At 73.3% G+C, this 11,844-nt stretch carries 11 protein-coding genes and 4 pseudogenes; 12 read left to right on the top strand and 3 right to left on the bottom strand.

The features are described from left to right. Positions 1 to 92 precede the first annotated feature (92 nt). From H299_RS34310 to H299_RS0115190, 7 genes are all read left to right on the top strand, one after another. Positions 93 to 1,568 carry a lysine N(6)-hydroxylase/L-ornithine N(5)-oxygenase family protein gene (locus H299_RS34310; protein WP_486587296.1) on the top strand — a complete coding sequence of 492 codons (1,476 nt, stop codon included), beginning with the start codon at positions 93 to 95 and terminating at the stop codon, positions 1,566 to 1,568. Beyond that, positions 1,565 to 3,382: an IucA/IucC family protein gene (locus tag H299_RS0115165; protein WP_027749100.1), complete on the top strand. Its 1,818-nt coding sequence runs from the start codon at positions 1,565 to 1,567 to the stop codon at positions 3,380 to 3,382. Before H299_RS34310 ends, H299_RS0115165 begins: the two co-directional genes overlap by 4 nt. Beyond that, a complete protein-coding gene (locus H299_RS0115170; protein ID WP_199782451.1) occupies positions 3,379 to 4,851 on the top strand; it encodes a glutamine synthetase in 1,473 nt (490 codons plus the stop codon). The genes H299_RS0115165 and H299_RS0115170 overlap by 4 nt, the downstream gene beginning before the upstream one ends. Further along, the gene (locus tag H299_RS34315) at positions 4,848 to 6,197 is read left to right on the top strand and encodes an MFS transporter (RefSeq protein ID WP_051262501.1); all 1,350 of its coding nucleotides are present in this window, start codon (positions 4,848 to 4,850) and stop codon (positions 6,195 to 6,197) included. Before H299_RS0115170 ends, H299_RS34315 begins: the two co-directional genes overlap by 4 nt. Positions 6,198 to 6,510: 313 nt before the next feature. Then, positions 6,511 to 6,750: a hypothetical protein gene (locus H299_RS0115180; protein ID WP_027749102.1), complete on the top strand. Its 240-nt coding sequence runs from the start codon at positions 6,511 to 6,513 to the stop codon at positions 6,748 to 6,750. A 208-nt stretch (positions 6,751 to 6,958) separates the two neighbouring features. Then, positions 6,959 to 7,876, top strand: a complete 918-nt coding sequence (locus H299_RS0115185; RefSeq protein WP_486587280.1) for a DUF1906 domain-containing protein — start codon at positions 6,959 to 6,961, stop codon at positions 7,874 to 7,876. Positions 7,877 to 8,052: 176 nt separating this feature from the next. After that, positions 8,053 to 8,613, top strand: a complete 561-nt coding sequence (locus H299_RS0115190) for a SigE family RNA polymerase sigma factor (RefSeq protein WP_486587297.1) — start codon at positions 8,053 to 8,055, stop codon at positions 8,611 to 8,613. On the opposite strand, the gene H299_RS40445 is transcribed toward H299_RS0115190, so the two are convergent. After that, the gene (locus H299_RS40445; RefSeq protein ID WP_486587281.1) at positions 8,525 to 8,923 is read right to left on the bottom strand and encodes a DUF7848 domain-containing protein; all 399 of its coding nucleotides are present in this window, start codon (positions 8,921 to 8,923) and stop codon (positions 8,525 to 8,527) included. The genes H299_RS0115190 and H299_RS40445 overlap by 89 nt on opposite strands. Beyond that, positions 8,910 to 9,215, bottom strand: a complete 306-nt coding sequence (locus H299_RS0115195; protein ID WP_027749105.1) for a hypothetical protein — start codon at positions 9,213 to 9,215, stop codon at positions 8,910 to 8,912. Before H299_RS0115195 ends, H299_RS40445 begins: the two co-directional genes overlap by 14 nt. A 150-nt stretch (positions 9,216 to 9,365) precedes the next feature. Here H299_RS0115195 and H299_RS40450 point away from each other — a divergent pair. The 5 genes and pseudogenes from H299_RS40450 to H299_RS0115215 all read left to right on the top strand — a co-directional run. Beyond that, positions 9,366 to 9,578, top strand: a pseudogene (locus tag H299_RS40450) (AMP-binding protein); the annotation flags it as partial. Positions 9,579 to 9,616: 38 nt separating this feature from the next. Beyond that, positions 9,617 to 9,748, top strand: a pseudogene (locus tag H299_RS40455) (alkaline phosphatase D family protein); the annotation flags it as partial. Next, a pseudogene (locus H299_RS40460) lies at positions 9,733 to 9,993 on the top strand (alkaline phosphatase D family protein); the annotation flags it as partial. The pseudogenes H299_RS40455 and H299_RS40460, both read left to right, overlap by 16 nt. Positions 9,994 to 10,105: 112 nt before the next feature. Then, a pseudogene (locus tag H299_RS38370) lies at positions 10,106 to 10,627 on the top strand (Scr1 family TA system antitoxin-like transcriptional regulator); the annotation flags it as partial. Beyond that, positions 10,611 to 10,793 carry a DUF397 domain-containing protein gene (locus H299_RS0115215; RefSeq protein ID WP_027749107.1) on the top strand — a complete coding sequence of 61 codons (183 nt, stop codon included), beginning with the start codon at positions 10,611 to 10,613 and terminating at the stop codon, positions 10,791 to 10,793. The pseudogene H299_RS38370 and the gene H299_RS0115215, both read left to right, overlap by 17 nt. A 730-nt stretch (positions 10,794 to 11,523) precedes the next feature. On the opposite strand, the gene H299_RS39630 is transcribed toward H299_RS0115215, so the two are convergent. After that, on the bottom strand, positions 11,524 to 11,661 hold the full coding sequence (locus tag H299_RS39630; RefSeq protein WP_158692337.1) for a hypothetical protein: 138 nt from the start codon (positions 11,659 to 11,661) through the stop codon (positions 11,524 to 11,526). Between the last annotated feature and the right edge of the window lie 183 nt (positions 11,662 to 11,844).

Raw genomic sequence — 11,844 nt, forward strand, 5'->3', positions numbered from 1 at the left:
GCCCCGCAGCGGCGGACGGCCCGGCGCCCGTCCCGGAAGGCCCGCGCGGCCCGGAAGCTCCGCACGGCCCGGCGGCCGAGCCGCTCGACGTACTGGGCGTGGGCACCGGCCCGTTCAACCTCTCCCTCGCTGCGCTCGCCGACGCGGCACCCGGCCTCCGCACCGCCTTCTACGAGCAGCGCGCCGCCTTCCACTGGCACCCCGGCCTGCTCATCGACGGCGCCACCCTGCAAGTCCCCTTCCTGGCCGACCTGGTGACCATGGTCGACCCGACCAGCCCGTGGTCGTTCCTCAACTACCTCCGCTCCCGCGAGCGCCTCTTCCCGTTCTACTTCGCCGAGCGCTTCCACATCCACCGGGCCGAGTACGACGCGTACTGCCGCTGGGTCGCCGAGCGGCTGCCGTCCTGCCACTACGGCCGCCGGGTGGACACCGTGCGCTGGGACGCCCGGCACGGCGCCTTCGCGGTCGAGTACACCCGCATCGGAACCGGCACCGGCGCGGACGCGGCGGGCCGTACGTACGCGCGCAACCTGGTGCTGGGCGTCGGCACCGCGCCCCATGTCCCGCAACCGCTGCGGGCGTTGGCCCAGGAGTCCCGGGCCGGGGCCGCCCCGGCCGGTTCCGGCACGGCGCCCCCGGTGCTGCACTCGGCGGACTACCTCGCGCACCGCGAGGCGCTGCTCGCGGCGCGGCACGTCACCGTCGTCGGCTCCGGGCAGTCCGGCGCCGAGGTCTTCCTGGACCTGCTGCGCGCCCGCCCGCGCGGCCGGGAGGGGCTGACCTGGCTGGCGCGCACCCCCGCGTTCGCGCCGATGGAGTACTCGCGTATCGGCCTGGAGCAGTTCACCCCGGACTACACCCGCTACTTCCACGGGCTGTCCGAGACGACCCGCGACCAGGTGCTGCCGGAGCAGTGGCAGCTGTACAAGGGCGTCAGCGGCGACACCCTCGCCGGCATCCACGAGGAGCTGTACCGCCGCACCCTGGAAGGCGGCTGGCCCGATGCGGCCCTGACCCCCGGCGTGACGGTGCGCGGCGGCAGCCGCACCGCCGGGCGCCTCCAACTCGCCCTGGAACACGGCCAGCAGCGCACCCGCGCCACACTGACCACGGACGCCGTCGTGCTGGCCACCGGCTACCGCGAGCGCTCCCTCGACGGCCTCCTCGCCCCCCTCCGGAAGCACCTGCGCCGCGACGCCTCCGGCCGCCCGCTGGTGGACCGTACGCACCGCCTGGTGCTGGACGGCGAGGTCGCGGGCGGGGTGTACGTGCAGAACGCCGAGCGGCACACCCACGGGGTCGGGGCGCCGGATCTGGGGCTCGCCGCCTGGCGGTCGGCGGTCATCCTCAACTCGGTGACCGGCAAGGAGACTTACCCGCTCCCCGTGCGCACCGCCTTCACCACCTTCGGGCTCGACGGCGTCGCCGACGAACCCCCCGTACGCGGCGCCACGGAGCGCGCCGAAGCCGCAGCCACACCCGAAGCCGCACCCACACCCGAAGCCGCAGCACCACCCGAAGCCACCGCGGCAGACACCGCGGGAACCACAGGAGGACGTTCGTGACCGCGCAGATACCCGAGACGGCCGCCCGTGCCTGGCAGCAGGCAGGCGCACTGATCACCGAGAAGATGCTCGGTGAGCTGTCGTACGAGTTCCTCTTCGAACCCGTCGCCGATCCGGAGCCGGTCACCGAGGGCGCCGACCCGGCCTGGCGCCTCGACCTTCCCGGCGAGGTCACCTACCGCTTCCGCGCCCGCCGCGGCGCCTTCCTCTGCTGGGTGGTGACCGCCGGTTCGGCCACCCGGCACACCGCCGCCGCCCCCGGACCGGCGCCCGCCGACGACCCGCGCACGCTGGTCACCGACGCCCGTACCGTCCTCGGCCTGACCGGCATGCGCCTGGCCGACGTGCTGAGCGAGCTGACCGCGACCGTCGCCAACGAGGCCGCCCGCCTCGAAGCGCCGCTGACCGCCGCCGAGTTGGCCGCACTGCCGTACGACGAGGCGGACGGCCGCCTGACCGGGCACCCGCGCATCGTGGTGAACAAGGGCCGGGTCGGCTTCTCGGCCGCCGACCGCGCGCGCTTCGCCCCCGAGGCGCGTACGGCCTTCCCCGTCCGCTGGGCCGCCGTCCACCGGGACCTGGCGAGCTTCCGCTCGGTGCCGGAGCTGGACGCGGAGACGCTCCTCGCGGAGGAGCTGGACGACGCCACCCGTGCGCGCTTCGCCGAGCGGCTCGCCGCGTACGGCGACCCCGCCGACTACCTGTGGATTCCGGTGCACCCCTGGCAGTGGGAGGAGATCGTCGGCACGCTGTACGCCGCCGAGGTCGCCACCGGGCGCATCGTGCTGCTCGGCGACTCCGACGACGTCTACGTCCCGCACCAGACCGTCCGCACGCTGGCCAACGCCAGCCACCCCACCCGCAGGGACGTCAAGACGGCCTGCTCCGTGCGCAACACGCTCGTCTACCGCGGCCTCAACTCCGCCGCCACACTGGCCGGTCCGTCCGTCACCCGCTGGCTGCGCGAGCTGCACGAGGGCGACCCGCTGCTGCGCGACGAGTACCGCTTCGACCTGCTGGGCGAGGTGGCCGCCGTCTCGGTGACGCACCCCCTCTTCGGCTCCCTGGAGGAACTGCCGTACCGCTTCCACGAGACCCTCGGGGCGCTCTGGCGCGAGCCGCTGCGCACCCGGCTCGCGCCCGGCGAGCGCGCGATCTCCCTCGCCGCGCTGCCCTACCGGGACGCGCGGGGGGACAGCGTCCTCGCCCACCTGATCGGCACCTCCGAGATGGGAGCCGAGGAGTGGTTCGGCAAGCTCTACGACCTCATCCTCACCCCGCTGCTGCACTGGCTCTACCGCTACGGCGTCGCCTTCTGCCCGCACAGCCAGAACCTCGTCCTGATCACCGACCCGGACGGCCGCCCACTGCGCGTCCTGATCAAGGACTTCGCGCAGGGCGTCGACCTGGTCGAGGCCGACCTGCCGGTGCACGACACGCTCGCCGAGGAGGCGCGCAAGGACATGCTGCGCTGGCCCGCTCCGCTGATGGCGCAGTCGCTCTTCTCGTCCGTCTTCTCCGGGCAGGTGCGCTTCCTGGCCGAGATCGCGTACGACGACCTGGACTACCCGCGCGCCGCCATGTGGGAGCAGGTGCGGAACGTCATTCGCGGCTACGCCGACCGCTTCCCGCTCGACGCCAAGCGCTACCCGGACCTCGACCTGTTCGCACCCGACGTGGAACGGGTCTGCCTCAACCGCGAGCACCTCGCGGGCGAGGGCTTCGAACGGGTCGACCGGGACGAGGAGTTCGACGTCCGCTTCGGCCGGGTGCCCAACCCGCTGGCGGGCAGCGGCCCGGCAGGCGCCTGGTGAGCGGGACGGGCACCTTCCCGGACGGCGGCCCGGACCACCGGGGCGGCCCGCCCCCCGCCCCGGCGCACGCGCCGCACGCGTCCCCCGCGCCGCACGACCCGCCGCCGTTCTGGCGCCGCCCGGTGGGCCCCCGCCCGCTGGCGGCCCGTACGGCGGCGGGCGCCGCGATGCGCGGCGAGCTGGCCGCCAGCGGCGTACGGCGGCTCATCCTGCTGGCCCCCGACCCGCACGCCCGTTTCGCCGCCGTCGAACTGGACGGCGGCTTCGCCCTGGACACCGTCCTGGACCACGGATACGGCGCCTGCACCTACCTCTTCGCCTGGGACGCCGAACGCGGCACCTGCGACGCGCCCGCCCTGCGGCCGTACTACGACACCTACTCCGACCTCCTGCTGCGCCCGGACCCGGCCACCTTGACGCCGGTACCGGGCGAGGCGGGCAGCTGGTACGCCGTCTGCGACGCGCGGTGGCCCGACGGCGGGCCCGTCGCGGTCGCGCCGCGCACCGTGCTGCGCGAGCAGCTGGCCGAGGCGGAGGAACTGGGACTCGTCCCCTCCGTCGGACTGGAGCACGAGGTCACCTTCTACCGGCCCGACGGCAGCCCGCTGACCGCGCACGGCGTCGACTACGCGCTCGGCGGCACCGAACCGCTGGCCCCGCTGCTACGGGAGGTGCGCGCCACCCTGGACGAGGCCGCGCTCGGCGTGGAGTCGGCGCGCGCCGAGTGCCATCCGGGACAGTATGAGATCGTGCTGCGCCACCGTGACGCCCTGGCCGCCTGCGACGACGCGATGCTCCAGCAGACGCTGGTGCGGCAGGCCGCCGCGCGGCACGGCCTGCGGGCGTCGTACCTGGCCGCCGAGGGGCCGGGGCAGGGCAGCTCCTGCCACGTCCACCTCTCGCTCAACGGGCTCGACGGGACGGGCCTCGGCCAGACCGGCCCCGACGCTGACCACCAGGACGGCGGCGCGCGCCGCCCCGGCCCGGTCCTGGCCGCGTTCCTCGCCGGAGTGCTGCGCGCCGCCGCCGACCTGACCGTGCTGTGGGCGCCCACCGCCAACTCCTACGTACGCCTGCGCACCGGCGACTTCGCGCCCACCGCCGTCCGCTGGGGCGTGGACGACCGCACCGCCGCCGTACGCCTGGCCGGGCGCGGCCCGTCGCTGCGCCTGGAGTGCCGCTTCCCCGGCGCGGACGCCCAGCCGCACCTGGCCGTCGCCGCGCTGCTGGCCGCCGGGCTCTCCGGCGTACGCGACGGGCTGCCGCTGCCGCCCGCCCGGGAGACCGTGGACCGGCTCGCGACCACGCCGTGGCAGGCGCTGGAACGATTCGCCGCCGCGAAACTCCCGGTCCGGCTGCTGGGCCAGGAGGTCGTCGACCACTACGCCGCGCTCTTCCAGGCGGAGATCGACGCCTGGTGCGAGAGCGTCACCGACTGGCAGCGCCGACGCGGTGCCCTGCGCTCGTGAGCGCATCGGCGACCGAGCAGCCCGTCGGACCGGCGGGGCGGCCCGGCCCCGGGCACACGCTCAGGGAACTCGCGGCGACCCCGGCCCTGCTCTCCCTGCTGGGCTGGAGCCTGCTCGCGCGGCTGCACCTCTCCGCGACGGTCATCGCCCTGCTCGTCGTCGCGGCCGACCTCACCGGCTCGTACGCCACCGCCGGGCTCGTCACCGGGGCGCTCGTGCTCGGCCAGGGCATCACCGGGCCGCTGCGCGGCCGTGCCGTCGACCGCCGTCCCGCCGCCCGGCTGCTGGTCTGGACGTCGCTGCTCTACGGCGCCGGGCTCGGGGCACTGGCGGCGGTGCCCGCGTCGGCGGGGTGGCGGGTGCTGGCGGGGGCGGCGTTCCTGGTCGGGCTCGCCTGCCCGCCCTCGACCCAGGTGGCGCGGTGCAAGGTCGCCCAGCTGACCCGTGGGCCGCTGCGGCAGCGGGCGTACACGCTCCAGGCCACGGTGAACGAGATCGTGCTCGTCCTCGGTCCCGGCGTCGCCTCGCTGGCGCTGGCCGCGCTCGGGGCACGCGGCTCGGTCGCGGTGTGCGGGGGGCTGGCCGTGCTCGGGGGGCTCGGCCTGGCGGGCGCCGTACGCCGGGCCGGGGTGGACCGGCCGGAGCCGGTGGCGGACACGGGCGGCGCTGAGCGGGCTGAGCGGGCTGAGCGGGCTGAGCGGGCGGCGGACACGGGCGGCGCGGAGCTGTCCGAAGAACCCGCGGACGGCCCGCCGAGCGGTACGGACGGCAGCCGCTCGCTGTTGCGCAACCGGCCCGCCCTGCGGGCCATCGCCGCCGTCACCGCCCTGATCGCCGCCTTCTCGGTGATCGACTTCATCCTGGTCTCCTGGGCGCACTCGCGCGGCACCGCGGCCCTCGGCGGGCTCCTGACCGGTGTGTGGGCGGCCGGGTCCGCCGTCGGCGGCCTTGCCGCGACGGTCGGCCTGACCGGCACCGCCGTGCTGCGCCGGCGGCTGGCGCTGGTCGCCCTGGGGGTGGCCCTGCTGCTCCCGGCCCTCTCCGAACGCCTGGGCGCGGGCACCCCGGTCACCGTATGCCTGGCCCTCGGGCTGGGCGGCACCGTCATCCCGCCCGCCCTCGCCGCCCTGTACGACAGCGTCGCGGACCTCTCCGGCCCGGCCCGCCGGGGCGAGGCGTTCGGCTGGATCGCCTCGCTGACCACGGCCGCCGCGGCTGCCGTGAGCCCGCTGGCCGGGGTGGTCCTGGACCGCTGGGGAGCGGTGCCCGCGGCGGGCCTCGCGCTGGCCGTCTGCGCGCTCGCGCTCGTCCTCGCGCCGGGCGCGGCCACGCGTCCGGCCCGGTGACCGTCCGGCCCGGTGGGGCGCGCGCGGCGACCTGCGGGAACAGATATTGGCCGAAATCGCGCCGAAACGGTTCTCCGGAGGCGTCGCGCGGGGTCGGTGCGGCGTACGGGGCGCGGCGACGGGTTGCCGGGGCGCGCGGGGGTTTGGCGCGGAATGCTCACGCTTGCGCGTGAACCGGACCGTCAGGGGCGATTCGCCCGAAGTCTGCTGGGCAACTCTGGTTCCGCGATGTCGTGCAGCACCAGGGGCGGTCCGGACGGCCGGCCGAACTGCCCCTACCAGCCACCTGATGACCTTCTTGGAGGAACGAGACATGGCACGTATCCGCACCGCCCGCGTCCTCGCCGCAGCCGCCTCCGTACCGCTGGCGTTCGCCCTGCTGAGCGGAGTGGCACAGGCGGACAACGGCGGGAACGCCAACTTCAGCGGCCAGACCGCGACGGGCCTCGGCAACACCAACAAGGTGAACAACGCCAACGTCAGCGACTCCGCCTTCACCTTCGTCGACCAGGAGGACCGCTCGACCACGGTGAACTTCACCGCGCTCTGGTGACCGGACACCGGCCCTGAGCAGGGGGGACGGCCGGGGGAGGGGGTGAGTGGGACAGCGCGTCCGCATTCCAGGTGCGGGCGCGCTGCCCGTTCCGCGTCCCCCGTCCGGTGCCCGTCGCTCGCCGTCCGCTGCGGCGAACGACTGAAGACGGCGGCCCGCGCGGCATGTCGGTCCGTCCGCGGGGCCGGCCGGCCCTTTCACTCGGGCCATGCGGCAGACATCTCAGATCATGCGAAGAAAAGACCGGCGTCCGTCGGGCCTGCGCGTCACCGGCGTCCTGCTGGCGGTGCTCGCCTCGCTGCTGGCCGTCGGTGTCACCCCGGCCCTCGCGGAAGGCCAGGGTGCCGGACCCGGCGGCTTCAGCGGCACCGCGGGCGACCTCGGCGCGGACCCGGGCGACGAAGGCGCCAAGGTCTTCGAAGGCCGCGCCTTCGACACCTGCGTCGCCCCCACCAGCGGCACCATGCGCGCCTGGAAAGCCTCCCCCTACCGGGCCGTCGGCGTCTACATCGGAGGTCGCGGCCGAGCCTGCCCCGTGCAGCCCAACCTCGACCGGGAGTGGGTCGGCGAGGTGACCGGCATGGGCTGGCACCTCCTCCCCCTCTACGTCGGCTCGCAGCCCCCCTGCGTCTACGCGGAGAACAAGCGCCGCTACGCCATCGACACCCGCGACCCCGCCGGGCAGGGCGCACGCGAGGGGCGCGACGCGGTGGCTCAGGCAAGGGCGTTGGGCATGGCGGAGAAGAGCCCCGTCTACCTCGACATGGAGGCGTACGACATCCGGAACACCTCCTGCGCGCGGACGACCCTGAGCTTCATCAAGGGCTGGAACCGCGAGGTGCACCGCCTCGACTACCTTCCCGGCTTCTACAGCAGCGCCACCTCCGGGGTCGCACACCTGGAGCAGGCGCGGGCGGCGGGCGAGCGGGACCTGCCCGCCGTGATGTGGTTCGCGCGCTGGCAGACCTCCCCCGACCTGCACGGTGAGCCCACCCTCGCGCGCGACGCCTGGCAGCCGCACCGCCGTATCCACCAGTACCGCGGCAACGTGAAGGAGACGCACGGCGGGCGCACCGTGCAGATCGACCGGAACCTCGTGGACGCACCGGTGGCCATCGTGCGGTGAGTGCTCGTAGAGTGATCGACGGCATACCCGGAGGCCGACCCTGATGCCTGGGCGGTACGTTCTCCACCTGCGGTAGGTGTACCTGAGCCCAAGCTCTACAACCTGAGGCGGAGGTGGCATCGGGACCTCCGGGCGATCCGCGGGGAACGCGGCGCTTCTAGCGTTGAGCCATGACCATGACTGGCACCCAACGGAGCGCAAGGAGCTCCGCTGCGACGGTGACGCCGCTGACGTTCACTTCGTACGTGCGGACGCGCGGGCCGGTGCTTCTGCGCACCGCCCGCTCGCTCACCGCCAACCCCTGCGACGCCGAGGACCTGCTCCAGACCGCGCTCACCAAGACGTACCTGGCGTGGGAACGGATCGAGGACCACCGCGCACTGGACGGCTACGTCCGGCGCGCCCTGCTCAACACCCGTACGTCGCAGTGGCGCAAGCGCAGGATCGACGAGTTCGCCGTCGAGGACCTGCCGGAACCGGAGCCCCAGCCCGGTCCCGACCCGGCCGAGCAGCAGGCCGTGCGCGACGCGATGTGGCGCGCGGTGCTGAAGCTTCCCGCCCGCCAGCGCGCGATGGTGGTGCTGCGCTACTACGAGGACCTGAGCGAGGTCCAGACCGCCGAGGTGCTCGGCGTCTCCGTCGGCACGGTCAAGAGCGCCGTCTCCCGCGCGCTGGCCAAGCTCCGCGAGGACCAGCAGCTCGCCGCCGACACCCGCGGTGAGCCGGCGGCGGCGTAGGCCGCACACCGCGTCCGTCGTACGGGATCGCCCGTGCGTACGGGGGCGGGCCTGCCGCGCCGCACCGCGCCCGCCGCCCCCTCGCGCTCCCCCTCCGGCGCTCGCCGTCGAGGGGTCGAGCCGCACCGCCCGGCCGCCCGCACGTCAAGCACCGCGCCCCGACCAAGCGGATGATCTCCCGGAAGGTGGTGTGAGTGGGCAGGCGCTGGGCGTGCTGGAGCGTCCAGCGTTCGGCGGTGGTGGGTGGACCGCCCGCGATATCACCGGACGGCCCACCCAGCACTAGCCGTGGATCATCAGAAGCCGACACCTGCCGAGGTGACGTGGCAGTTGTAGTTCTTGCCGTACACCGTGGAGACCTTGCCGTACCACTTCCAGGGGCCGTAGATGGTGGTCACGTAGGGGTAGGTGGCCTGGGCGCACTGAGCCTTCACCCGGTAGTAGCCGCCGCCCCCGGTGCACTTGACACTCGCCTTGTTCTCGGCCTTGTTGAGGGTCGGAGTGCACTTCAGGGCTGCCGCCTGGGCGTTACCCGCTGTGGCTGTCGCCTGGGCGGTACCCGCTGCGGCTGTCAGGCACGAGGCCAGTGCCAGAGCAGTCACTGCCGATTGCACGGTTACTTTGGCAAAACGTCGCATTCTTGTACCCCATCGAGCGTGACCGTTAAGTGTCGCCCGCCACGTTAATGGGGTGCCGCCGCGCGGTCAACGGATTCTTTGCCTGGGCAACTCGTGCACGGCTGGGGACTGCCGCACACCGCCGCCGTCCCCGCCATCTGGCAGGGCCTGCTCGCCGAACTGACCGTGCGCCCGCGCGGCATCTCGTCCCTGCGCACCGTCACCATCGGCGGTTCCGCCTGCCCGCCCGCCGTGATGCGGGAGTTCGAGGAGCGGTAAGGGGTGCGCGTCTGCTACGTCTGGGGCATGACCGAGACCTCCCCGCTGGTCACCCACGCTCCGGCGCCCCGTCCCGGACCATACTGGGCGACCGCCAGGAGCGGTGGCTGCTGAACGGCACCGGCCGGTCCCGCGCGGTCTGGAACGTGCTCGCCAACCAGACGCTCGTCAGCCAGGTCGACCAGAACCCGGACCAGGCCGTGCTGTCCTCGGGGTTGGACATGTGGGACGGCTACACCGCGGCCCGAAACCGCCTCCTCGCCGGTATGCACCGCCGCGGGGTCGAGAACCCCGTGGTCACACCGGCGACATCCACCGCAGTGTCGTCTGCGACCTCAAGCTCGACTTCGACGACCCGGACTCACCGGTCGTCGGCACCGAGTTCGCGGGTACGTCGATCTCCTCAGGCGCCAACGGTGCGCCCCAGGACAAGGTCGGCCGCGACTGGATGACCCCGGGCGTCAACCCGCACATCAAGCGGCACAACTCGCAGTGTGGTTACCCGGTGATCCGCGCCGACTCCCGCGAGATGCGGGCCACTTTCCGGGTCACGCCCTACGTCGACAACCCGGGATCGCCGGTCGAGACCGCGGACGGTGCCGCGACGCCAGTTAGGGAGGCACCTGCGAGACCTCCGTGGGCGTGCGCGGCTCACTGTGAAGGCTGCGGCCCAAGCGCTGGAGTGGTCGGAGGGCAAGATGTGGCGCATCGAGACGGGGCAGTCGTCGTTGCGCGCGCTCGATGCCGAGGCCATGTGCAAGGTCTACGGTGCGCCGCCGGACCTCACGGCAGCGCTGATGGGCCTCGCTCGCGAGACCAAGGCGAAAGGCTGGTGGCACTCTTACGGAGATGTCGTACCGGAGAAGTTCGACGTCTTCATCGGTCTCGAAGAGGCGGCGTCATAGATTGATTGGTATGAGAGCGACCTTGTGCCGGGCCTGCTCCAAACCGAGGAGTACGCCCGCACCATCATCCGGTCGGACAACTCGCGAGACGATGACGAGGAGATCGAACGCCGGGTGCACCTGCGGATCGGGCGGCAGGCACTCCTCACCCGACCCTCGGTCTCGGCCGTGCTTCGCGTGGTGTTGAACGAGTCGGTTGTCAGACGACCGGTCCAGCCACAGCAACGGCCAGTCGGCCTGCGTAGAGGTGGCGGACGGGTACGCCGACGTCATACCGGTGCGGGACAGCAAGGACCCGCACGGGCCCGTCCTCGCCTTCCCGGCCGACGGCTGGGCCGCGTTCGTCCAGGCGGTGAAGGGCGGCCGACTCGACGCCTGACGGCTCACGCTCACGCGGCGCCCTGCCACCGGAGCCCGGCGCGGGGTGCTGCCGCACGCGCCCGCCGCGCCTCCGTACGCCCTCGACCGCCGGACGGTCCGAGCCACCCGGTGCCACCCGGGTGCCGGGTGGCGGGGAGACGCGCCGGTAGTGACATACCGCTGCGTATGTCCGCACAATCACCAGGCTTGACCAGACCTGCGGGAATCCAGCGGCCGACTTGCTGCGCCATGACCTTGGACGGCGACGCGATGCCGAGTGCCTTCGCGATCGGCCCCGGAATCATGTTCTTGGCGAACGAAATCAGCTGCGATTTCAGCCAACTGCCCATGCTCTAAACGCCGTTGAGTAGGTCGCGTACAACGTCCTTGCCCTTGCCCACCAGCTGAGGGGCTGGTGAGGTGGCGGCTGTACGCCTCGCCGGCCACAAGGGAGACTCCGGGTCGGGCCTCCCGGTCTCTGTTCGCCTGCTCGGTACCCGTGGAGTCCCGGGGCGGCGTGCGGTCCGGGTTCGCGTTTCGTCCGTCGCCGTCGTCCTGGGCCTTCTGCCGGGAGGGCCGTTCACGGGTGTGGTTCGGGGAGTCCGCCACGGGAGGCCGCGCCGTGCGGGGGCTGGAGGCGAGCGGTGACGAGGCCATCCTTCGGGCGTCACCGCTCTCCACGGCCGCTCGATCTGGGTGGACCGCCCGCGATATCACCGGACGGCCCACCCAGCACTAGCCGTGGATCATCAGAAGTCGACACCGGCCGAGGTGACATGGCAGTTGTAGTTCTTGCCGTACACCGTGGAGAGCTGGCGGTCGTACACCCAGGGGCCGTAGACGGTGGTCACGTAGGGGTAGGTGGCCTTGGAGCACTGAGCCTTCACCCGGTACCAGCCGCTGCCCCCGGTGCTGCAAATGACACTCGCCTTGTTCTCGGCCCTGTTGAGGTTCGGACTGCACGTCGGGGCTGCCGCCTGGACGGTACCCGCTGCGGCTGCCGCCTGGGCGGTACCCGCTGTGGTTGTCGCCTGGGCGGTACCCGCTGCGGCTGTCAGGCACGAGGCCAG

Source organism: Streptomyces sp. CNH287 (assembly GCF_000424825.1).